The organism is Granulicella paludicola (genome assembly GCF_025685545.1).
In the GTDB taxonomy this organism is placed as follows: Bacteria; Acidobacteriota; Terriglobia; order Terriglobales; family Acidobacteriaceae; genus Granulicella; species Granulicella paludicola.
In genome coordinates this window covers 288,224-311,781 of record NZ_JAGSYC010000025.1, presented here as the reverse complement: position 1 = coordinate 311,781, position 23,558 = coordinate 288,224, and the positions used below count along the sequence as shown (strand labels likewise).

General features: G+C 56.6%; 11 protein-coding genes. 6 read left to right on the top strand and 5 right to left on the bottom strand.

Annotation, left to right across the window (positions count from 1 at the left end):
• Nucleotides 1-42 precede the first annotated feature (42 nt).
• Complete coding sequence (locus OHL14_RS20300; RefSeq protein ID WP_263379807.1) at nt 43-3,576, bottom strand: TonB-dependent receptor; 3,534 nt, start codon at nt 3,574-3,576, stop codon at nt 43-45.
• A gap of 380 nt (nt 3,577-3,956) precedes the next feature.
• On the opposite strand from OHL14_RS20300, the gene OHL14_RS13115 reads away from it, so the two are divergent.
• The 3 genes from OHL14_RS13115 to OHL14_RS13105 all read left to right on the top strand — a co-directional run bounded on the left by OHL14_RS13115 (nt 3,957) and on the right by OHL14_RS13105 (nt 11,133).
• Nucleotides 3,957-5,612, top strand: a complete 1,656-nt coding sequence (locus OHL14_RS13115) for a GH39 family glycosyl hydrolase (protein WP_263379806.1) — start codon at nt 3,957-3,959, stop codon at nt 5,610-5,612.
• A gap of 159 nt (nt 5,613-5,771) precedes the next feature.
• Nucleotides 5,772-8,273 (top strand): glycosyl hydrolase family 95 catalytic domain-containing protein, encoded by a 2,502-nt coding sequence (locus OHL14_RS13110; RefSeq protein ID WP_263379805.1) that lies wholly within the window; start codon nt 5,772-5,774, stop codon nt 8,271-8,273.
• 19 nt (nt 8,274-8,292) lie between these two features.
• Entirely contained in the window at nt 8,293-11,133 is a 2,841-nt protein-coding gene (locus tag OHL14_RS13105) for a family 78 glycoside hydrolase catalytic domain (RefSeq protein WP_263379804.1), read from the top strand.
• Between the two features lie 54 nt (nt 11,134-11,187).
• On the opposite strand, the gene OHL14_RS13100 is transcribed toward OHL14_RS13105, so the two are convergent.
• Nucleotides 11,188-12,435, bottom strand: coding sequence for a hypothetical protein (locus tag OHL14_RS13100; RefSeq protein ID WP_263379803.1), 1,248 nt, complete (start codon nt 12,433-12,435; stop codon nt 11,188-11,190).
• Nucleotides 12,436-12,653: 218 nt separating this feature from the next.
• On the opposite strand from OHL14_RS13100, the gene OHL14_RS13095 reads away from it, so the two are divergent.
• The 3 genes from OHL14_RS13095 (at nt 12,654) to OHL14_RS13085 (ending at nt 20,943) form a co-directional block, all read left to right on the top strand.
• Nucleotides 12,654-16,034 carry a TonB-dependent receptor gene (locus OHL14_RS13095; protein WP_263379802.1) on the top strand — a complete coding sequence of 1,127 codons (3,381 nt, stop codon included), beginning with the start codon at nt 12,654-12,656 and terminating at the stop codon, nt 16,032-16,034.
• A gap of 245 nt (nt 16,035-16,279) precedes the next feature.
• Nucleotides 16,280-18,112: a glycoside hydrolase family 2 protein gene (locus tag OHL14_RS13090; RefSeq protein WP_263379801.1), complete on the top strand. Its 1,833-nt coding sequence runs from the start codon at nt 16,280-16,282 to the stop codon at nt 18,110-18,112.
• A gap of 242 nt (nt 18,113-18,354) precedes the next feature.
• Nucleotides 18,355-20,943, top strand: a complete 2,589-nt coding sequence (locus OHL14_RS13085; RefSeq protein ID WP_263379800.1) for a glycosyl hydrolase — start codon at nt 18,355-18,357, stop codon at nt 20,941-20,943.
• 72 nt (nt 20,944-21,015) lie between these two features.
• On the opposite strand, the gene OHL14_RS13080 is transcribed toward OHL14_RS13085, so the two are convergent.
• The 3 genes from OHL14_RS13080 to OHL14_RS13070 form a co-directional block, all read right to left on the bottom strand.
• The gene (locus tag OHL14_RS13080) at nt 21,016-21,195 is read right to left on the bottom strand and encodes a hypothetical protein (protein ID WP_263379799.1); all 180 of its coding nucleotides are present in this window, start codon (nt 21,193-21,195) and stop codon (nt 21,016-21,018) included.
• A gap of 178 nt (nt 21,196-21,373) precedes the next feature.
• The gene (locus OHL14_RS13075; protein ID WP_263379798.1) at nt 21,374-22,837 is read right to left on the bottom strand and encodes a sensor histidine kinase; all 1,464 of its coding nucleotides are present in this window, start codon (nt 22,835-22,837) and stop codon (nt 21,374-21,376) included.
• The gene (locus OHL14_RS13070) at nt 22,834-23,541 is read right to left on the bottom strand and encodes a response regulator transcription factor (protein WP_263379797.1); all 708 of its coding nucleotides are present in this window, start codon (nt 23,539-23,541) and stop codon (nt 22,834-22,836) included. Before OHL14_RS13070 ends, OHL14_RS13075 begins: the two co-directional genes overlap by 4 nt.
• Nucleotides 23,542-23,558 lie beyond the last annotated feature (17 nt).

The following is a 23,558-nucleotide window of genomic DNA, read 5'->3' as shown; positions in this document are numbered from 1 at the left end:
GACGTCATGCGTGGGCATTGGCACAAAGATAGCCAGCAACATCTAGAAAACGATCCGAGCTCCCAGTTGTACGACGCGATTGGAGTTCTGAGTGCCACCAATCTGGCCGAAGCCACCGGATGTAGGACTGAGGTTCGGCCCTGAGAAGACGGGACGGTTGTTTACATTGAATGCCTCCAATCGAAACTGGAAGAAGCTGTGATCGGTGATATCGAAGTTCTTCAGAATCGAAGCATCCCAATCGTTGAGCGCATCGTTGCGCAGGTTGGCGAACTGGCTCGGAAAGGTGCGGATGTGGTTTGCTGGCTGAAAGTTGAAGGCGTTGTTGGCGCCCAAGCCCTGCTGGGGAATTGTTGCAGAGGTGCTGCTGATGTTGTTGTTGAACGCATTGATGTTGAACGATGGATAGGTTGTGCCGTATTGACCGGCAACACCGGTATACTCCGTCGCGGAGCGAGGGTTGTAATGGATGGCCTGCCCCGTCGGTAGCACGTCGCCGAAAGTGAGCGGTGCACCCTGCTGATAGAACCAGCTGGAGGCGACGTTCCACCCACCCAGCGGAAGGTTGAGCCAGCGGGGGATAGTTGCTCCAAACTTGCGTCCGCGACCATAAGGCAGTTGATAGCTGAGCGCAATCACTGCATGGGTCGGATGGTCATACTGCGAGATGCGGTACTCGGGCGCAGGGTCGGACGCGTTCAGGAAGCTGACCGCCTCCAACAGTTTGGACCACTGATAATTGGCTGTGATCGACAGGCCGTAGCCCGTGCGATGTTCCATATGCAAATCAAGCGCATGGAAGATCGAACTGCCTTCCGGAACGTTGTACTCCGTGATAGCCCCGAACTCTGGATACGTCTGAAGGAGTTGCGTCAAATTGACTGTCTTGCTGCTGTTCAAACTGCCACCATTGGGCAGAATGCCGTAAAAGGGGTTCGAGACAGAGGCACCGAGGGCAGAGTTAGAAGCCGTGGTCTCGTATTGACGCTGAACGTAGTTAAGAGATTCGTTGATGGGCAGACGCCGGCCAGTGCTCCCCTCATAGAAGGCCTCCACGAGCCAGTTCCCAGGAAATTGATGTTGGACCCCAAGGTTCCACCGCTCCGAGTAGCCGTTGCGGATCGTGGGATCGAGGAAAGCGATTGCTTGACCTACAAATGTGCCCAGTCCGAGTGAATTGCCACTTGCGGCTGCGAGGCCGTTTGGAAAAGGGTTGGATAGCGTTCCCGGCGCGGTAGCACTCGTTGGAGGAGCATAAGGAATGATCGGCGCCTGCGTAGTTTGGCTGAAGCCCTGCTGTTGGATAGAGTTGTTGAACGGGAAGATCGGTACGACGAATAGACCGAAACCGCCGCGAATGACCGTTTTATCGCCCAGGACCTCTGGCCGATACGCAAACCCGACACGCGGGCTGAACATCGTCGAGGTGAAGTTCGAGATGTCGCCGCCAGGTGTGTTGAACGTAAGTCCGCCCAACACCTTGAAGGCGGATACGGGCAGAGTGGAGTTCGGTGTTGCTGCGTATGCGGCCGTGGCTGCGCTGCTGTAGGGATTCGTCGCTGTTGCATTGAAGCCGCTAACCGCCGTCCCCTCGCGTTCGGTAGGCGAGAAGTCCTTATCCATGCGCAGACCGAAATTGAGTGTCAAACGCGGAGTGGCACGCCAGTCGTCCTGCACGAAGAGGCCAAGATAGTACTGATCGCCGATGGCGTGTGCGTTGTAGTCATAGCTAGCCGAAGAAGGTAAACCCAGCAGAAACGCCGCTGTATCCGTGCCCACCGCTGCGTAGGTGAGCGTTCCGAACGCGCCCGTGAAGTTCTGGTCGAAGTTGTAAAGGCCCGACGAATTGCCGAAGGTGAAGTTGCCCTTCTGGAACCTGCGGGCGTCGACACCGAACTTGATGGAGTGCAGACCCTTGCTCTTGATGACGTCGGCAAAGATGTCGTAGTTATTGAAAGGAGCTGTGCCGGGCGTCTGGCTGGTGGTCCCAAGCGAGTTGATGGAACCAGAATTAAAGAAGAAACGCGGGAAGATGTGGTGCGCGCTCGGAAGATCAGGCAGACCGAGGCTGGCCGCATTGAAGCCATCGCCGTTGGTATACGAGGGTTGAGAGTAACGCGTATAGTTCAGGCGGACTTCGGCGACCGTGGACTGATTGATGGTGATGATGTCGCCTGCGGAGTAGCCGAAGTTCAGACGGTAGAGGAAATCGCCATAGGTGGGATTGGTTGCGCCATAGAATTGGTTGAGATATTGGACGCGCTGATTATGGCGACCGGTGATGTACAGGCGGTTACGCGGAAGGCTATAGTCGAGGCGACCTATCTCATTGTTGTAGCGGTCGCCGCTTTCAGCAGTGGAATAGTAGTTATTCTGTCCCAATGCGTTCCCAGTAGTATTCGGTAACGGAACATATTTCAAAGTTGCCAACGCGACCGGATTGAAGGGCAGCGTACCGGCGGTGATGTTATTACCAGGGAAAGGGGTTCGATCATAGATCGTGTACCCTTTGGCCGCGCAAGCTGCATTGATTGTTCCGCTCGCCGGGTCGAAGACGGCCTCAGAGTTATAGGTTTTGGTGACACCAGGACATTCGGTGTCGGTGCGCATGTTCCCCTGTGCAAGCAACGCCGAAAAGTCTCCGGCACGTTCGGCCGCCGTGGGCACGCTAAGGTATGTGCCGCCTGTCCCAGAGTCGTAGAAGCCTTCGTACCCGAAGAAGAAGAAGAATTTGTCGCGACCGTTGTAAACCTTAGGTATCCAAACGGGCCCACCAATCGTGCCACCAAACTGATTCTGCCGGGAAACACTCTGTTTGAAGCTCGGATTACGCTTACTGAAATACGGGTATGCATTGAGTGCAGAGTCCTGATGAAACTCGTCAAGCGAACCGTGGAACTTGTTTGTACCCGATTTCGTAACCACGTTGGCAACGGCTCCCCCGGAGTGCCCATAGGTCGCATCGGATTCAAACACTTGAATTCGCACCTCGCGAACCGCATCCACAGGGGCTGAGTACGCTGGAGCATTGTCCGAAGCATTATCCGGCGACCCATCGAGAAGAATTTCGGCATTCTTGTTGGGAAGCCCTCCGACAGAAATGCCGGCGATCGCCGAGTTATCGAAGGGGCGGACCCCAACCGGGTTAGTCGTGGCCGTAACTCCAGTCGTATATTGGGCGTAGCTCATCGGGTTGCGACCACTCAGGGGCAGGTCTTCGACCAATTGAGGGGCCACGACCTGGCCGATATTTGCATCCTCGGTGCCTAAGAGAGGCGGCGTGGCTTCCACCGTGACGGTCTGTTGCGCTTCACCTGGCGATAGTGGGATATTGATCGTGGGGTGATCGCCGGACGCAAGCGTAAGATCGCGCTGCTGATAGTTCTTGAAACCAGGCACGTCCACCTTTAGGCTGTAGGTCCCAGGCTTCAGGAGAGCCAGCGTGTACTCGCCTGCCTGATTGCTCATGGCTGTAGAGTTCACCCCTGTCGCGACTTCCGTAGCGGTGATCTTGGCATTGGGTATGACGGCGCCACTGCTGTCAGCGATGGTGCCACTGACCGTAGCGGTGCTCACTTGGGCGGCCATCCTGGCAGGGAGCGCCATGACGAGGCATGCCATCAGGAGAAGCGCGAACTTTGTCATTTGGGTGTGCATTGCGATTGAACCTCCAAGAGCTCGTTGCAGTTCGTCTACCCTGTCCCCTCATGTCATTTCAAAAGGGTTGTTGGAAGACGGAGCAGATTCACCGGTGAAGGTAACTTTGTACAAGTGAATTTACAGTTAAGCCTGCGCTTGGCCGACGTCAGCCAAAGTTAACGTTTACTTTGGCTGATTTTTTGCAATACACTCAGAGTCGTCAGCGGATACACTCTCAAGAACTTACAGTAAAGACCATGCCGAAATGCAAGTTAACGTTTACTTAAGATCTCTGTCAGGCCACCCATAGGAGAATCATGCTCTTTCCCCGGGCCCTTGCTGTCCTCGCGATAGCTACGGCGATCTCACTCGTTACCCAAGCACAGGCCCCCGCTATCATGCTGAAGGTCGACGCTGGGACGCCAGGCAGACCTCTGATCCACTATTGGAGCAAGGTCGTGGGCGCGGGCCGAGCCAATGAAGCGCTCCGCGCTACCTGGCAGGAAGAGCTCCAAACCGCCCATCAATACGGCGGCTTTCAATACGTCCGCTTTCATGGCATATTTCACGACGACATGTTCGTCTACCGCGAAGACCCAGACGGCCATCCGATCTATAACTTCCAATACGTCGACGATGTCTTCGACAGGATGCTTGCGACCGGCGTCAAGCCCTTCGTCGAACTCGGCTTCGTTCCGCAGGAACTCGCCACCGTCACCAACACCGACTTCTGGTGGAAGGCCAACGGCAGCCCGCCCAACGACTACAACAAGTGGGCTGCCCTCGTAAGCCATCTTGTGCAGCACTGCATCCAGCGCTATGGCGCGGAAGAGGTACGCACTTGGTACTTCGAGGTATGGAATGAACCCAACCTCCGCTATTTCTTCAAGAACGGGACCCAGGAACAGTACTTCGAGCTCTACAAGATCACCGCCGAAACGGTGAAAGCAATCGACCCGCATCTCCGTGTTGGCGGCCCGGCGACCAGTAACTTCCACATCCCCGACGTCGCCCTGCAGAACGGCGCGGCAAAGCAACTTGCCGACAAGGCGGTCTCCAGCGGTGAAGGCGGGGACTGGCAGCCGATCTGGATCGAAGACTTTCTTCGCTACTGTGCCGCCAACCATCTGCCCGTAGACTTCGTCTCCACGCATCCCTACCCGACCGACTTTCCGCTGGATGTGGCCGGACAGCCTCAGTCCCGCGTGCGACGCAATATCGACTCTACGCACGCCGACCTGACCACATTACGCCGTATCGTCGATCACAGCGCCTATCCAAAGGCAGAGATCCAGCTCACAGAATGGAGTTCGAGCCCTTCCCCGCTGGATCACTCCCATGACTCCCTCGCAGCGGCGGCCTTTATCGCCAAGACGAACCTGGAATCGATTGGCCTTGTCGATTCCCTCTCCTACTGGGTATTCACCGATGTCTTTGAGGAAGAGCGCAAAACTGACTCCGTATTTCACGGTGGCTTCGGCCTCATCAACTACCAGCAAATTGTGAAGCCCGCCTTCACCGCTTACCGCTTCATGAACGACTTGGGGGATAACGAATTGGCAAGAACTGAAGGCGGCATTCTGACGCGCGACAGTTCTAACCGCCGCCTCTCCGGCGTCTTCTACAACTATCCAAAGGAGATCAAGATCTCCCTACCTAAGACAGCGACCGTAGAGGAAGCTGACAAGATCGTCGAGACCGGTTCTGCCAGAGCCCTTGACGTCACGCTCACGGGGCTCAAACCTGGAGCCGTCTTCCTGCTGGAGACACTGGACAAAACCCATGGCAACCCCGTACTCACCTGGGAGCAGATGGGACGACCTGAACCGCCGACCCGGGAACAAACATCTTTGCTGAAAAGGAGCGCGTGGGCCACAAAGCAGGAATACCTTTGCGCGGAAATCAACGGACAGCTCCACATTCGACGCCCTATCGAGGCCTGGACAGTGATACGGCTGAAGCAAATAAAGTAGCTCCTCATTACGCTCCATTCAGAAGCACTCGTCGGAATGCGAGGTTGTGGGCAGGGATCGCATTTCAGCGTTTGCTCAATTTGACATTTTCTCTAAAGAAAGTGAACCTTCATCTATAAACTTTTACGATTCTTAGCATAGACACAACAGGGACAGAACATGAACCTCAACTCGACGCGGCGACGGTTTCTTGGACTCGCCAGTTCGGCGCTTGTAGCTAGCCAGGTTCGGCGAGCTTTCGCGCAAGCATCTCCCACCGAATCTTCTTTGCGCCGAAGCCATAGTCTTTGGTTCGACAAGTCAGCGCCGCAATGGGCAGACGCTCTGCCGCTCGGCAACGGGAGGATCGGCGTCTCAGTCTTCGGTGCCCCGACCAAAGAGAGGCTCGCTCTAAACGAAGACACGCTTTGGTCCGGAGCGCCCAAGAACTGGAATAACCCCAACGCTCCAAAGTCTCTTCCTGTCGTTCGCAAACTGGTCCTCGAACAAAAAGATTACGTCGCCGCTGACCACGAGATGCGAAAAATGCAGGGGCCTTTCAACGATGCTTATGAGCCGCTCGGCGATCTGATCATCGAATTGAACCATGGCACGGAGGTAACGGGATACCGTCGGGAACTTGACCTGGATGCTGGCCTTTCTACCGTGTCGTACGAATGTGCGGGCACACAGTATAAGCGCGAAGTTTTTGTGTCCCATCCCGCACAGGTGGTTGTCGTCAGGTTCACGGCTACAGGGAAGTCAGGTATCAACGCTTCCGTACGCCTCGAGAGCGCTTTACAGTTCACCTCGATCTCTTCCGGCAACATGATTGAGATGTCCGGCAAAGCGCCGAGCTATTCCGCTCCAAACTATCTTGATAGCAAAGACCCGATCCAGTACAGCGACCAACCCGGCAAGGGGATGTTCTTCGCTGCAGCACTTCACGCCACCGCCACCGGCGGCTCGATTGATCGCAAGTTGGACGGAACACTCTCCATTCAGAACGCTTCGAGCTTCGTTCTTCTCATCTCCCTGGCCACAGGATATAGAGCCTACGCCGTTGCGCCGGATACACCAGCAGATCAAGTCCTCCTCGCAGCGAAGCGACCTTTGCAGGCAGCATCTCATCGTTCCTTTGACGGCCTCTACACCGAGCATCTTGCCGACCATCGCAAGCTATATCGGCGCGCCTCGCTTGATCTATCGTCAACCGGCGATTCTGCCAGAATGACCACCGATCGTCGCGTATCGCTATTTGTTGCGGCCCCCGATCCTGCGCTTCTCGCTCTCTACTTTAACTTCGGTCGCTATCTCCTTCTGACCAGTTCGCGTCCTGGCACTCAGCCCGCAAACTTACAAGGCATATGGAACGCTGATCTGCGTCCTCCCTGGAGTTCCAACTGGACCGCCAACATCAACGTGCAGATGAACTACTGGCCCGTCGAAACCTGCAACCTTTCGGAGTGCCATCAGCCCCTGTTCGACATGGTTACCGATCTCGCCCACAATGGGGCTGAAACCGCGCGCGTCAACTACAGCGCCAACGGCTGGGTGTCCCACCATAACGTCGACCTGTGGCGACAATCCGCTCCGGTGGGCATGGGTCTGCCCATGTCAGACCCCACCTGGGCCAATTTCTGCATGAGCGGTCCGTGGCTTTGCGCACACTTCTACGAGCATTACCTCTTCACTGGCGACCTACGCTTTCTGCGTGAAAGCTACCCTGTGTTGAAGGGCTCCGCGGAGTTTTGTCTGGACTGGCTTATCGAACGGGGAGACGGGCTGCTCACCACCTGTCCCTCCTTCTCGACCGAAAACACCTTCCGCACGCCTGATGGCAAGCGTGCTGACGTAAGCGCGGGTTGCACCATGGACCTCGCCCTCATTCGAGAGCTTTTCAGCAACGTGATCCATGCTTCGAAACTGCTCGATCTGGACCGAGACTTTGCCGCAAGACTATCCACCACGCTGAACCGCCTGCCTCCGTATCAGATCGGACGTTATGGGCAACTTCAGGAATGGTCCGAAGACTTCGTCGAAGACCAACCCGACCAGCGCCACATGTCCCATCTTTATCCGATCTACCCGGGTGCCGAGATCACTCCGCGCAACAACCCTCGCCTCGCCAAAGCCGCTCGTGTCTCACTCGAACGCCGTCTCGCCCATGGCGGAGCCTACACCGGCTGGAGCCGCGCCTGGGCGATCGGTTTGTGGGCCCGCTTTGGCGACGGTGATATGGCCTGGGAGTCGTTGCAGATGCTGATCAAGCACAGCACGGGCGCCAATCTCTTTGACACCCATCCCGCAGCGAACGGCAGCATCTTTCAAATCGACGGAAACTTCGGGGCCACAGCCTCCATGGCCGAACTCCTTCTCCAAAGCCACGACGGTGAAATCGCCCTTCTACCCGCTCTACCGAGGGCCTGGACTGAGGGCTCCGTCACGGGACTACGCGCGCGCGGAGGACTGGAGGTCTCGCTCCGTTGGAGCGGCGGCCACCTCGACTCCGTCGAGATCCTTGCCCTGCGCGACGGCAAACACCTACTTCGTCCGCCTACCGGACAAACGTTCACACAGCGGTCGACCCAGACCTTTTCAGCCTCAAGCGAAAGGCCTGGAACGGTTCAGTTCCCCGTGCGTGCGGGTCATCGTTATCGATTGAGCCTGACCGCTCTGTAGCTGAAACCCCTATGAGGAAATGATGCGACTAATTGCCTACCTTTTCGCGTGTCTTGGTCTGCTGCTGGCGACGGGTAGCCTACGCGCCCAGGCATCGCATATTCGGCCGATTCAACTCACGACTGAACTTCGCTCCAACCCCATCGGTATCGCAACGGCGAAACCTATGTTCGCATGGACTCTCCAATCCACCACTCCGCATGCCCGCAACCTTCAGCAGGCCGGGTATCACCTTCGAGTCGCTACTTCGAGGGATGACCTTCAAAGACAGTCCGGTTTGATCTGGGATAGCGGACGCGTTGCCTCATCCACCTACTGGCAGCGTCCTTACGAAGGCCCTCCGCTCAAATCGCGAACCACCTACTTCTGGCAGGTGCAAACGTGGACCCCAGACGGCTCGGCCGGGCCCTGGAGCGAGGTCTCGCAGTTTACGACCGCACTTCTTTCCCAAACTGACTGGCGCGCACACTGGATCGCGGCAGCACCAGACACCGCCCCGACCGCGACAGCCTCGGAACACTCCGGCGAATGGCTCACGAAGCAGCCGCCACCACTCCCAATCTTTCGACGCGAATTCACGGTTACGAAGCCGATTGCGAGTGCATTGTTATTTGTTGCCGGGCTGGGACAATACGAAGTCCATCTGAACGGAAGCGATGTTACGAAGACAGTCCTCAACTCAGGCTGGACGGATTACCGCAAGACCGTGCTCTATGACACCTACGATGTCGCCAGACTTCTCCATGGCGGTGCGAATGTTTTCGGTGTTCTGCTTGGGAACGGCATGTACAACGTAGAAGGTGTCACGGGCCACTACACCAAGTTCACGGGCAGCTTCGGCCAGCCAAAGTGCCTTCTGCAACTGGAAGTCCGCTACGCCGATGGGACCTCCGACAGCTTCCTCTCGGATGCTTCCTGGCAGACTCACTCTGGTCCCATCGTCTATTCGTCCACGTACGGCGGAGAGGTTTACGACGCGCGGGCGCTTCCCGCAGGCTGGGACCACGCAGGCTTCTCCGCAGACGGATGGCAACACGCGCTCGAGGTCGGAGGTCCGGGTGGCAGACTCGCAGCAAGCCGCTCCGCTCCGATGATCGTGGCTCAGACCTATCGTCCTACCCGCACTACTCATCCTCGACCGGGCGTGACCGTTTACGATCTCGGAGAAAACTTCAGCGGTTGGCCACGGATCGTCGTAGAAGGTTCTACAGGCTTAAAGATCCAGATGCTCCCCGGCGAACTGCTGAATTCTGATGGAACAGTCACACAAAGGAGCGCCGCAGCGACGCCGCAAGACCCGGTGATCTATAGCTATGTCCTTCGCGGCGGAGGTCCGGAAACCTGGCACCCTCGCTTCGCCTACTATAGCTTCCGCTACGTCCAGGTCACGGTCACTGATGGCCCACCTCCCAAACAGTTCTCCCTCCTCGGCGATTTCGTACACGCCGACGCTCCTATCGCTGGTCGCTTTTCAAGTTCAAACGATCTCTTCCAGCGCATTCATGTCCTGATCGACCGCGCCGTTCTCAGCAATCTCGCAAGTGTCCTCACCGACTGCCCCTCGCGCGAAAAGCTCGGATGGCTGGAGCAGACCTATCTGAATGCTTCGACGCTGATGCTCAACTACGACGTCACAGGTCTTTACGAAAAGATGAGCGACGACATGCGTGACGCTCAACTTCCGAACGGGCTGGTTCCTTCCATCGCGCCCGAGTATGTTGCATTTGTGGATGATAAAGGAAACAGCAATGCCTTCCGGGATTCTCCCGAATGGGGCAGCGCTGTAATCCTCAGTCCATGGGCGCTCTATCAATACACCGGGGACATTAGGCCCCTTACGGCAAACTATCCAGCCATGCAGCGCTATGTTGCGTATTTAGAAAGCAAATCGCAAGGCGGCCTGCTGAACTACGGCCTCGGCGACTGGTATGACATTGGGCCGAAGCCCCCCGGCCCCTCGCAACTTACCAGCAGATACGTAACTGCAACCGGCGTCTACTTTGAAGACCTCACCACGCTTGCACGCATCGCGACCCTGCTCGGTCACGTTGAAGACGTAGCGAGCTATACACAAAAAGCAGAGGCCGTTCGTGATGCCTTCAATGCGAAGCTGTTTCACCCGGAAACGAATCAGTACGACCGTGGAAGCCAGACTGCGAATGCCCTTCCCCTTGCTCTCGGCCTGGTGCCCCCAGGTCATATGCAAGCCGTCCTCGCGAACCTTGTCTCGGATATACACGCACACAGGGATCACGTCACCTCAGGCGATATCGGTTTCCACTACGTTGTTCGAGCGCTGACAAACAACGGTCGTTCCGACGTCCTGTTCGCCATGTTCTCCCGTACGGATTCGCCCAGTTACGGTTATCAACTGGAGCGCGGTGCAACTACGCTCACCGAAGCCTGGGACGCCAATCCGGAGAGCTCGCAGAACCATTTCATGCTCGGTCACGGCGAGGAATGGTTCTATCGTGGCCTTGCAGGACTTCATGTCGATATGGCGAAGGATGCCCGCGAAGCGGTTCTCATCCAGCCATCTTTTCTCGCAAGCATCTCCTCCGCGTCCGCGTCCTACCAAACACCCATGGGCCTGGTCGATTTTCGTTGGAAACATGCGGGCACCCAGGCTTCAGTCGATCTCGTCGTCCCTGTGGGTGCCGTGCTTCATCTCCGACTTCCAGCTCAGACCGATTGGCGTGAGGGGAACATACGTGCAGACCGTGCTATCGGTGTTCTCGATTCCTCTCGCGACAACCAAGTATTGGACTTGACATTAGGGTCTGGTACATTTCACTTTCGAACCGTGCGGCTCCCGGAACCGTTTACCAGGACGACTAAAGAGCCCCTGCGCGCCAACTGAACTGGGACGCATCGCAGGAATCTCAGCTGACCGCTCTACTCAGTATCGGCCGATCTACCAACTGTGGACCGCCATGATTTCCGGTCGCGCGTTTTTGAAGTCGGTGACGTTCAGATGCAGGACGACCTGTAAGTTGTGTTTCTGCCACCCCGCTGTTGCTACCCGATTCAGTTCATTCAGCATAGACGGCGATAGAGCAAACTCAGTGGCCCCCACCGTCCCATATTGCCCCATGCCGGCCACGACCAGAAGTGGCGCCTGCCCCTCTCCACCGACCAGGCGGGTCAAAATCGCGTAGTCCTCGGTGTTGTCGTGTGCGTCTTTCGATTTGTAGATACTCCAACTTCTTTTCCTATCCAGGCCGTCCACGATATAATGACGATCGGCCATCACGAACCGCAGGTTCTTCGTCAGCTCTAGGGTGAGAGGGTTGTTGAAGCCGCCTACCAGGATTGCCGGACTCTTTCGAAGCTCTGAAAAAGAGATGTCGTTAGGAAAGCGATTTTCGAACGCGGCACCGTTTTGAGTCAGGCGTGCCACAAGCAGCGCAACAGCCCGAACGTCTCCAAGCGCCACGAAACTCGTCCTGGACGCGTGAAGGTCGCGGGCGGAGAGGGTGCCATCCGCGGGCAAATCCATAAAGAATTCCATTCCTTGCGACTGCAAGTCATGGGCCGCGGCGTAGCGATCCATGATCTCATCGGAAAAGCGATAAACCGCGTTGCTTCCGCTAATAACGAGAGTCGTGCTGCCTCTTTTCGCAAAAGGTGCCCAGAAGGATTTAAAAACCCTGTCCCGAGGCCAAAAGAGGATCGTTACGACAGCAAGCACAACCAACAACGCCACGGTAGTCCATTTCCAAAGTTGGTTAGTTTGGGAGGGTGCCGAAAGGTTGTCGTCCAGACTTTTTGCAGCTACTTTAGCTGGAGTCTCCCGGAGTGCCAACGGCCCCCCAGACCATTCCATCTGCACACGATAAGAACCAACCGGCATGTGGAGTCGGACATGCTTTTGGAATGCGGGATTCTGATATACGAGTGCAAGTCGTTTCCTCAACTCGGCGGCGCGAATGCGGACGACAGGATCATTGCTCGTATCGTAGTCAGGGGATCGGCCGAAGACGGCGGCTCCGATCACCCGTTCTCTTAGCAGGTTGTCCTCGCCGGAAAAGCTGTGTTCTACGACGTAGCGCAGCAATGACTGTAGCTGTGCCGAGCTTCGGAAGGCGGCATCAGCCAACACGTCCTCCATCGCGTAGTCGACACGTTGTCGCAGCTCACCGAAATCGCGTTCCGTTTCCAAAATCTCTGCCTCGGGATTTTTTCACTACGCTGACCCAATCCTGCGTCAGTCGAACGTGGATGTTACGGGCAACGAACGATGATCGTCAACGCACCCCAGTACCCTCTTTGCGGGGGTACAGTACCGTAGAGAACGTTGCCTGTCCTACCGGTTTGCATGTCTAGTTGTCCGCGTTCATCGATTCCCTTTTCGTTTGCACTCTTATGGAGAACTACACCATGCATTTTTCTAACTCTATTCGGACCGGAACTCCGGGAAGGCATCTTCCTAACCAAATTGCAGCGCGAAATCTTTCGCTGTCACTGTTGTTTGCCCTGCTGCTTGCTTGCCCGTCATGGCTATTCGCACAAACCTCGACTGGCCAGATCGCGGGTACCGTGACGGATTCGACTGGTGCCGTAATTCCCGATGCAACGATCAACATCACCGAGGTGAACACCGGTATCGCGCATAACAACCGTACCGACGATCACGGCTACTTTGTAGCTACGAACTTGCCCATCGGCCAATATGTTGTACAAGTGGTTAAAGCCGGGTACGGGTCCGAGCAGCGGCAGGGGATTTCCGTCACAGCCGATGCGCACCTCACCGCGGATTTCAGCCTCAAGATCGGTACGAGTGCCGAGACCATCACGGTAGAGGCGGTCCAGGGAGAGCAACTTAACACCACCTCTGGAGAGCTCGCCCACGTGATCGATACTCGAGAGGTGGAGACACTGCCGCTCAACGGTCGCAATTATACCCAGGTGCTCACTCTTATCCCGGGTGCGGTGGTTACCAACCCCGATATCTTTTCGATCACGACCGGCCTTAACTCCGGCAACCAAGTCATCAACGGCAACCGGTCGGATTCAGCCAACCTCACCGTGGATGGGGCCTTCAATCAGGCCGCCGGCTCCAACGGCTCCCTCATCAACAACGTCGGACCGGACTTCATCCAGGAGGTCAAGATTGAAACATCGAACTTCTCCACCGAATTTGGGCGCACCTCTGGCCCAGCCTTTAATATCGTCACCAAGAGCGGCGCCAACCAGTGGCACGGCTCGGCCTTTGAATTCCTGCGCAACAACGCCTTAGACGCGCGTCCCTTCTTCAGCGCCGCCAAGACCCATCTGCGCTTCAACGACTTCGGTTATGGAGTGGGCGGCCCCATTCTCCACGACAGGCTGTTCTTTTACGTTGGCGAAGAGTTCAAGCGCCTGCGCCAGCAGCAGGCTCCGACCTTGTTCACTGTTCCGGGAACCGCGCTCCTGAATGGTGACTTCAGCAGCCAAGCGCAGCTCTATGTTCCGGGCACCTTCAACACGACCAAGGTGCCCATCGCTGGAAATAACATCGCGTCTCTCATTACGACTGACGGAAAGGCCATCGCGAATGTCTATCGCGTTATGGAATCTCTGGGCGCTTTTACCGATTCGCCCACGGTTACGAATAACCTGAGCATCTCTCCAGCCAACCCGCTCAACTTTCGCGAGGACTTTGTCCGCATCGACTACAACATCAATACGCGCAATCGCATTTATGGCCGTTGGATCAACGACAGCAACTCGCTCATCGACCCTTATGGGACGTTCTCAAGCAGCGGTACCCTGCCCACAGTGCCCACAACCCGTAACCGTCCTGGCGTCAGCATGCTCGTGTCGGAGGTCTTTACGCTCAACTCGAACATCATCAACCAGGCCACTGCCAACTTCTCCTATGTCTCTCAGCACATTCCCCCATACGGCGTGAATTACCTGCGTTCCACCTACGGCTTTCAGTACCAAAAGCTGTTTCCGACCGCTGGTGAATATCCGACCGGCATCCCGTCTGTCTCCATCACGAACTACGCGCCCTTCACCGGCCCATACTTCGCTCTCAACTCCCCAACGACGGACATTCAGGCCTCAGACACAGTCTCCATCGTCCGTGGCAATCACCTGATCAAGTTTGGCGGCGTATACATCCGCGACCGCATCGACCAGAACGGCCGTCCCAACTACAACGGAAGCGCCGTCTTCAACATCAGCAACAATCCCAACACCACCGGAAACGCGCTGGCCGACGCCTTGCTCGGCAACTTCCAGAGCTATACCGAAGCTAGCGCCGATCCGGTTGGTCATTTCCGCTTCTCGCAGCCCGAAGCGTTTGCGCAGGACAGTTGGAAGGCCACACGCAAGCTCTCGCTCGAGTTCGGTGTTCGCTGGCAAGGCATCTTTCCCCTCTACGCGCAAGGCAACAACTACGGCAACTTCGACCCTTCGTATTACAACGCCGCCAGCGCCATCACCGTCACCACGGCAGGCAAGGTGGTTCCAGGCACTGGGAATCCGTACGACGGCCTCGTTCGCACCGCCGCCCCCATTCCCTCTGACCAGATCAGCCGGGTACCTAACATCAACACCGCGGCCTATCCCCAGATCCCGGCCGTTGCTCCTCGTGGACTCTATACGATGCACGGTGCCTTCGGCCCGCGTATAGGCTTTGCCTACGCCCCGGACGCTAAAACCTCCATTCGAGGTGGCTTTGGCACCTTCTACTACCGGCCTGAAGGCAACGTCGGCTTCAGCCAGGTCAACATCCCGCCCTATCTACAAAGCATCGAATTCGATAACGCCAACATCGGCAACATCACGGGCGGCAGCCCGAACAACACTGGCCTTCAGTCCGGCATCAGCGCCATCGATCCGCATTTGAAGAACCCTTACATCGAGCAATATTCCCTGGGTGTGCAACGCGAGCTGCCACTCGGAGCTTTGCTCGAAGCGACGTACGTCGGCAACGTCGGTCATCATCTGCTCCGGCAACCCAACGTCAATCAGCCGTCGCTGGCCCAGGTTGCCGCCAATCCCAGCAACAGCTCAAATTATTACAACCCCTTTCAAGGCTTCGGAAGTATCAGCCAAAACCGCAGCGACTCTAACTCGAACTACAACGCTCTGCAGGTATACATCTCCAAACGCAAAGGAGCTCTGGCCTTTACGGGAAGCTACACGTACGCTAAGGCGCTGGGAGACTCTTCTGCCAACAACAACGACCTGGTCAACTGGCAGAGCCTCAACTACAACTATGGCGAGCTCAGCATCGATCGCAAGCATGCCTTTGTTACTGACATCAACTACCAACTGCCAGACTTTCACAACCATGGGCTGTTGCTGCGCGAGGGTCCGGGTGGGTTCACGGTGACGGCCGTCTGGCGTCTCCAAACCGGTCCCTTCTACGACATCAGCGCCGCTGCACCGACACTCGGTACGCGCCGCGCCAATTACGTGCAAGGACAGCCTATCTATCAGGAAGGTGCATGCTGCACCTTGCCAGGACATGTCAGGCAGTTCCTGAACCCCGCTGCCTTCGTAGCTCCACCGGCGAACGCCTTCGGAACTTCGGGCGTCGGCCAGGTGGTTCTTCCGGGGCTTGATCAGCTGGATACCAACATCGCGAAGAACTTCCAAATTCGTGGACGGCTTGGCTTCCGCCTCCAGATCGACGCCTTCAACGTCCTCAACCACACCAACTACAGTTCGCTAGGAACGACAGCCACAAGCGGCTCTTCGTTCGGTCGCCTCAACGGTGCTTATCCTCCCCGACAGATGCAGTTCGGTGGAAAGTTCACCTTCTAGTCTCGTCGGCGCTTTGGGGAAGGCAAGCAACTCTCTGCTTGTCATTCCCCTAAGTGCATTCGAAATGTAGACTGCGTTTGCATTAGCAGAGCACATCACTGCGTCGAAGCGAACGTTTCTAACCGCAGCACTCACGCTGGAGGCTTCCATTGCAAATTTTGAAACACCCATCCCTGCAACTGGCACTTATTGCCTCCTTCACCGCGCTTTTCTCTTTTTGTGCAGCGGCTCAAGTTCCTGCCCCCGTGTCCACCCGCGAAGGGACGCCTCCGCTTCGCACACTGCTGGTCGGTGTCGACAAACGCGCCGTCGTCTCACTCGACGGACCCTGGCACTATCTCGTAGACCAGCCGCCCTTCAAGGCACTCTACAACGAGCGCGACGGCTCGGTGCGCGATAACGGATACGCTCTCAACACGCACCCCAACATCTCCACAGACAAGCCGCACAACGATGAGTACGACTTTGCCACCGCTCCCACACTCAAGGTGCCTGGCGACTGGAATACCCAGGAACCCACGCTCTTTCGGTATGAGGGTGTCGTCTTTTACCAGCGCGACTTCAACTTTGAACCTAGGCCCAATACGCGCACTTTTCTTCACGTCGGCGCGGCGAACTATCGTTCCTTCGTCTGGTTGAATGGCAAGCACATTTGCGACCACGAGGGAGGGTTTACTCCCTTCGACTGTGAAATTACAGCTGTCGCGCATAGCGGATCCAACTTCGTCGTCATCGCTGTCGACTCTACCCGCCACCAGGATGACATCCCCTCCGTCAGCTACGACTGGTTCGATTTCGGCGGCCTCACGCGCGATGTTTCGCTGGTCACGGTTCCCGCTGCCTTCATCGACGACTACGAAGTGCAGCTCGAACACGAGGCAACCTTCACTCTTGCGGGGGAGCATAAAGTCTTCGGTTATGTGCACGTGGAAGGCGCCCCTGCTGGCACTGCGGTCAAGATCAGGATCCCGGAAGCCGGCATTAGCACCACTGCCTCCACCGGGGCTGACGGCCGGGCCCAATTCAGCGCCGCGGCCAAGAGTCTTGTCCTTTGGAGTCCGGCCAAACCGCATCTTTATAAAGTCACTGTCTCCTCTGGTGCCGACTCCATCACCGACGACATCGGCTTTCGCGACATCCGCGTTTCAGGCTTGAAGGTTCTTCTCAACGGAGCGCCCGTATTCCTCCGAGGCGTCAACCTCCACGCCGAAGCTCCCGTCCGCGGCGGCCGTGCCGATTCCGACGCCGACGTTGCGCTCATGTTCCGCTATCTCCAGGACCTCCACGCCAACTTCGTGAGGCTCTGCCACTATCCTCACGACGAGCGCATGGAGCGCACCGCCGATCGCGATGGCATTATGATCTGGTCCGAAATTCCACTATGGCAGCACATCTCATTCGACAAACCCGCTGTCTACGACAAAGCGGTGGTCATGCTTCACGAGATGGTCCGCCGCGATAAAAACAAGGCGTCCGTCATCCTGTGGTCTGTTTCGAACGAGACTCCGAACAATCCCGTTCGCACATCGTTCCTCACCAACCTGGCTAACGAGGCGCGCCGTACCGACCCAACTCGCCTAATTACCTCCGCGCTCATTGGTCCGCACGGCAGTGGCAATCAGATGGTGCAGGACGACAAGCTCATGGATGCCCTCGATGTCGTCGGCCAGAACGAATACATCGGCTGGTACGGTGGCAAAGCCATCGACGCGGACACGACCCAATGGACCCTCCCTCAAAAGCCCATCATCATGTCCGAGTTCGGAGGAGAAGCCAAGCAGGGCCTGCACGGAGCCAAGACCGAGCGCTGGCGTGAAGAGCAACAACTGGACATCTATCAACACCAATTTGTGATGTTCAGTCACATCCCTCAGCTTGTAGGTCTGACCCCTTGGATACTCTTCGACTTCCGTTCTCCAGGACGGAACATCCCTGTCCTGCAGGATGGCTACAACCGCAAGGGTCTCGTATCCGAGGACGGCAAGAAAAAACTGGCCTTTGATTTCATGAGCGATTTTTATGCGAAGATGCCATCCTCTGCCTCTGGCTGGAGCAGCAGCACAGCATCGGCCAAATGATACAGCCTCTTTAATCATTGACTCTCACCCTCGATCCGTTGTTCTTTCAACTTCAAACCGTAGAAACGCGCTGCGATTCCGCAGCGCGTTTCTTGTTGTCCAAAGATGGAGGGACGTCGAATCCAGACCACGCTTGCCTAGTAGACTCCTTTCATGAATAAATGGCTCCAATCAATTTTCACTCTTGGAATTTATATTTCATTTGAAGATAGCGGTAGCCAACCAAAAGAGGATCACACCCCATGTTGACCCGGCGAACTTTTTGCGCGCTCCTACCCGGCGCCAGCGCGTACATCACCCATACGCTCAAATCAGATCAACAGGGGTCGTCCACCTCTCCGAGCGATTCTCTATCCGAAAACGATTGGTCGTTCGTCAATCCGCCAGAGTCGGCCCGGCCTTACGTTCTCTGGATGTGGATGGGGTCCAATATCTCCGCCAGCGGAATCACAGCCGATCTTGAAGCCATGAAGTCTGCCGGAATTGGTGGCGCAACGATCTTCTCGCTGGCCGACTCCACCGTCCCTTGGGCGGCCTTCATCGGCAAGAGTCCCACACCGGATGTCGTGACGTTTACAGAACCCTGGTGGAAGTTCGTGCGCCATGCAGCCACTGAGTGCAAACGTCTTGGCCTGGAACTTATCCTGCACAACTGCGCCGGCTACGAAAGCAGCGGCGGCCCATGGATCACGCCGGAGCTTTCCATGCAGGAGGTGGTCTGGTCGGAGACGAAGGTCAGTGGTGGTAAATTCCGAGGGAACCTGGCCAAGGCCAAGGTCGATCCACATCCGCACGCGCAGTTTCCAAGGGTGTATATACCCGCGCTTGGCCGGATCGATAACCCGATCGTAAAGGCCCGCAACAGCTACTACCGCGACATTGCTGTCATTGCCCTTCCCTCCGATGGAACTGCTTCGGCGGACAAGGTCATCGATCTGACCGCGCACATGAACGAGGCGGGCGAAATTGACTGGAGCGCCCCTGCTGGCGACTGGACGATCTATCGCTTCGGCCATACGACCACCGGCGCGATGATCCAACCCGCGCAATGGGACGCGATGGGCCTGGAGTGCGACAAGATGAGTGCCGAGGCGGTCACATTTCATGTGAAGCATGTGCTTTCAGACATGAAGAGACATCTGGGGGACCTGATGGGCGGCACCTCCGGCACCGGACTGACCACGCTTTACTTCGACAGCTATGAGGCGGGAACGCCGACATGGACGCCCAAGATGCGGGAGCAGTTCAAGAGCCGTCGCGGATACGACCTCCTAACATGGTTACCGGCACTGGCTGGACGCACGTTGCAAAGCGAGTCAGACACGAAGAAATTTCATGCCGACTTCACGCAGACCATACATGACCTCTATCGGGAATGCTACTGGGCGACGCCTGGACCGCTTGCCCATGAGGCCGGTGTGAAGTTCGTCGCCGAACCGTACGCCGGGCCATGGGAGATCAGCGAAGTCGTCAAATATCTGGATGTCCCCACGGTGGAGTTCTGGACGTTTGGCGGCAGGTATCATCCGGAAACTCTCGAACCCGTTGTAAAGGCGGCACATCTTCTGAAGGACAGGATAGTAGCCGCAGAATCCTTTACCAGTGCTCCCGAAGATGCGATGTGGAGCGAGACCCCGGCGTGGCTCAAGCCAATCGGAGACGCTGCTTTCTGTGACGGGATCAACCGCGTGAACGTGCATCATTTTGTACAGCAACCGTGGGACGCACGCTACAAGCCGGGCAATGTGATGGGACGCTGGGGCGTCCACTTCGGGCGCAACCAAACCTGGTGGGAACCCGGCAAAGCATGGTTTGCTTACCTGTGGCGCTGCCAGAACCTCCTGCAGCGGGGTCGATTCGTTTCACCATCGCCCGAGACCAGTGCAGGCTTCACCGCCTTGATGCCGGACGAGAACGGCCTGAACCCTCAGTTCAAAAGTGTGCGCCGGGACCTGGGGGATGCAAGTATCTTCTTCATTGCAAATACTGAGCGTTGTTCTGGATCAGTGAAGATAATTCTGCCCATCACGGGCCGGCAACCTGAACTATGGGACGCTGTATGGGGCACGATGCGCGACATTCAAGACTACGAGCAGGACGGAAAGACGACAGGTTTCACGCTCTACTTTGCCAGTGCGCAGAGTTTCTTTCTCGTCTTCCGCAAACCCTTAGCCAAACCTTTAGACAAGAAAACCGTTTCGCCGCAACACATTGGATTGAACGCTGGCAACACGCCTGTGCTGGAGACAGTGGCAACGCTGGAAGGAAGCTGGCATGTGGCATTTGACCCCGCCTGGGGAGGTCCGTCATCCACGGTCTTTGAATCACTCACCGACTGGACGTTGCATCCCGACACCGGCATCCGCTATTACTCCGGCGCGGCGAAGTACACAAAGACCATCCATCACAGCGGGCAACACGACGGCAGTACCAACTGGCTCGACCTTGGTGTTTGCCACCACATCGCCACGGTCACAGTAAATGGCAAAAGTTTGGGTGTGGTGTGGACGGCGCCCTGGCGGATCGATGTCAGTCCAGCATGGAAGACAGGCGAAAACCGGATCGAGATCGAGGTTGCCAACGTATGGGCCAACCGTCTGATCGGCGATGAGCAGGAACCGCCGGACTGGATATGGGAGACCGGAGCGCCCGAACTCGATAGTGGGCAAGTCATGAAGGAGTTTCCGGAGTGGTTCCTCAAGAAGGAGCCACGCCCATCCTCAAAACGATATGCCTTCACAACGTGGAACTACTTCAATAAGAAGTCGCCACTTGCGCCGTCAGGCTTGATTGGGCCGGTAACGTTGAAGACGGAAAAACTGTTCAGCTAGTTCAATGCGATTTTACGCCGTTCAGCAAAGCACCAGGAGCAACGACTTCTTGCGAGGCCCGCGCCCGCGAGATCAACGAACAGCAGATTGCTGTCCGTGGGGCAGTCGATAGGCTTCGAATGAAAAACCGTCGAACCGCATAGGGCCGCTCGCCGTTGCTAACCAGATGTAGCCATCGATGGTTTGAGCCATCCTCTTGATCTGCGATGGAGCTCCATCCCGAAGCGCCCACGCTGTGTGTTTGAACTGCATATGGAGCGATTCTATCTAGAACATGGCGGCGAGTTGAATGTCCGTGAAGTTCGTCGCCACGCAGAGACACTTCTGAAAATTTCCTAAAAAGCCTTCTGCAAAGGCTCACTGCGAAAATCGTGGTTGTTCCTCAAGTACGTCTCCATTGACGATATCCGGTCGATGCACACACCGAGGATCAGACGACTCTTCGCGCAGCTCTGGAACGAAGCTGTTCCGCATTCAGCTCTCGATGAGCGGGCAGACGGATGATGCACCGAGCTCCTGCGGTGAATTTCTCATCAAAGGATATTTCTCCGCCGGAGCGCTGAATGACCAACTTCGCTATGGATAACCCCAATCCCGAGCCCTTGCCGACCTCGGTGACTTTCCTTGGACTTGTGTAGAAGCGCTTGAAGACAGATTCCACCTCCGAGCTCTCGATGCCAGGCCCTTGATCTTCCACGATCAGTTCTATCCATTCGATTGACGGTTCGACGGCTGAAAGAGTGACGTGAACCGTTGTTTCTGCGGGCGAAAACTTGATGGCGTTGTGAACAACATTCATGATTGCGCTTCGAATCAGGCCACGGTCACCCCTTACCGTGAAGCCAGACGTTCCACGGTCTTCCATCAAAAGCTGGATCCGCTTGTCCTCAGCGAGGATCTCAAGCACCGCCAGCACCTCCTTCGACACCTCCGTGACCGAGAATGTGTTTGGCCCCAGGGCTTGAGCAGTCTCTGCCTTGGCAAGCAGTAGCAGACCGGCAATGGTCTCATCGAGGCGAGACGTCTCCTCGAGAATGCTCGCGATCGCATCGCTGTCGTTTCCTTCCCCGGCTCCCGGTCGGAGAGCTACCTCCCCCACCGCTCGGATCGCCGCCATCGGCGCTCTCAGTTGATGGGCTGCGTCTGCAGTAAACCGATCAAGTTGACGGAAGGCTTCTTCGAGGCGGTTCAGCAGATCGTTGAGGACCGTCCCCATATGACCTAACTCGTCGTGCGGGTTCTCGATTTCCAGGCGATCGCTGAGGTTCTGTGCCGTAATACGTTCGGCTTTCTGAGCCATCTCTTCCAGCGGTTGAAGTGCGCGTCGCGCGATCTGATACCCCGCGATGCCCGCAATCAAGAGAGCTACGGGAAGCGCCACGAGTAAGACCTCAAGAAACTGAGCCATCCGTTCTCTAAAAGGAGCCTGACTGTAGCCAAGCCGAATGAGGACGGTGCGGCCCTGCATGGAATGAAGGTGGCTGATGAGCGACACGCGGGTGCCGTCAGCAATTTTCACCTCCCGGAAGTTGAAGCTTTCATCGCCTTCATCAGGACGTGACGGGCCACCGAGCGGCGTCCCGTTGAGATTTGGTGTTCGGTACAGAACGACGCCTGAAAGATCGCGAACTTCCATTAAACGATCAATGAGCAGATGGGAACGAGGGTGGCTGAAGTAGCTCTGTTCGAGTTGCATTACGCCGTGATGGTCAAAGTACAACAGCCCCTCAACCGTCTCCACATCCTGTACTTCATCGTGGTAGATCTGCCTGCCGACGACCTCGTATTGGAAGCTGAAGACGAGGACCACATAGACCGCGAGAATCACCGCGAAGATTGAGACATACCAGAGCGTCAGGCGGCTGCGGATCTGCTTTGCAAAGAGGTATGTCACGCCTCAGGCTCCCGCAGGCTAAAGCCCACTCCACGCACGGTATGAAGCAGCTTGATGGAGAAGGGGTCGTCCACTTTTTTTCGCAGGCGACCAATTTGCACGTCCATGACGTTGTCCAGGGGCGTGAATCTGGACTGCTCCTTCCACACATCGCGAGCCAGCATTTCGCGAGAGACGGTACGACCACCGTTCTCCGCCAGGTAGAGCAACAGGTCGAACTCTTTAGGCGAAAGTTCGATTGGCCTTCCGCTGCGAGCTGCGGTGCGTGTCCTGGTGTTGATGCAAAGATCAGCAATCTGCACCGTGTCAGAGGTTGGTTCCGGAAGACTTCTGCGGAGTAAAGCCTGAATACGCGCCAGCAGTTCAGGGAAGGAAAACGGTTTTCCGAGATAGTCATCGGCTCCGGCATTCAAGCCTTCAACCCTGTTGTCGACGGAGTTGTGCGAGGTGAGCATGAGGACACGCACATCTACTCGATCCTTCCTGATTTGACGCAGAAGGTCGAGGCCATTCCGCTGCGGAAGTGTCAGATCGAGCAGCAAGAGATCTGGCCGCTCGCTATGAAGCAGAAAGAATCCTTCCTCAGCAGAGCTCGCTGACGTTACCTGATAGCCCTCCGCTTCCATGCCGGCAACTAGTGCCGCAGAGAGCTTTCTATCGTCATCGATGACCAGGATATGAGAACGCCGCGGGGCGTTAAGCACGCTGACCTCCTGACATC

Bases quoted from the DNA above. Each gene is read 5' to 3' on its own strand.
- OHL14_RS13095 (WP_263379802.1), top strand. From the start codon at position 12,654: ATGCATTTTTCTAACTCTATTCGGACCGGAACTCCGGGAAGGCATCTT.
- OHL14_RS13115 (WP_263379806.1), top strand. From the start codon at position 3,957: ATGCTCTTTCCCCGGGCCCTTGCTGTCCTCGCGATAGCTACGGCGATC.
- OHL14_RS13080 (WP_263379799.1), bottom strand. From the start codon at position 21,195: ATGCAGTTCAAACACACAGCGTGGGCGCTTCGGGATGGAGCTCCATCG.
- OHL14_RS13085 (WP_263379800.1), top strand. From the start codon at position 18,355: ATGTTGACCCGGCGAACTTTTTGCGCGCTCCTACCCGGCGCCAGCGCG.
- OHL14_RS13110 (WP_263379805.1), top strand. From the start codon at position 5,772: ATGAACCTCAACTCGACGCGGCGACGGTTTCTTGGACTCGCCAGTTCG.
- OHL14_RS13105 (WP_263379804.1), top strand. From the start codon at position 8,293: ATGATGCGACTAATTGCCTACCTTTTCGCGTGTCTTGGTCTGCTGCTG.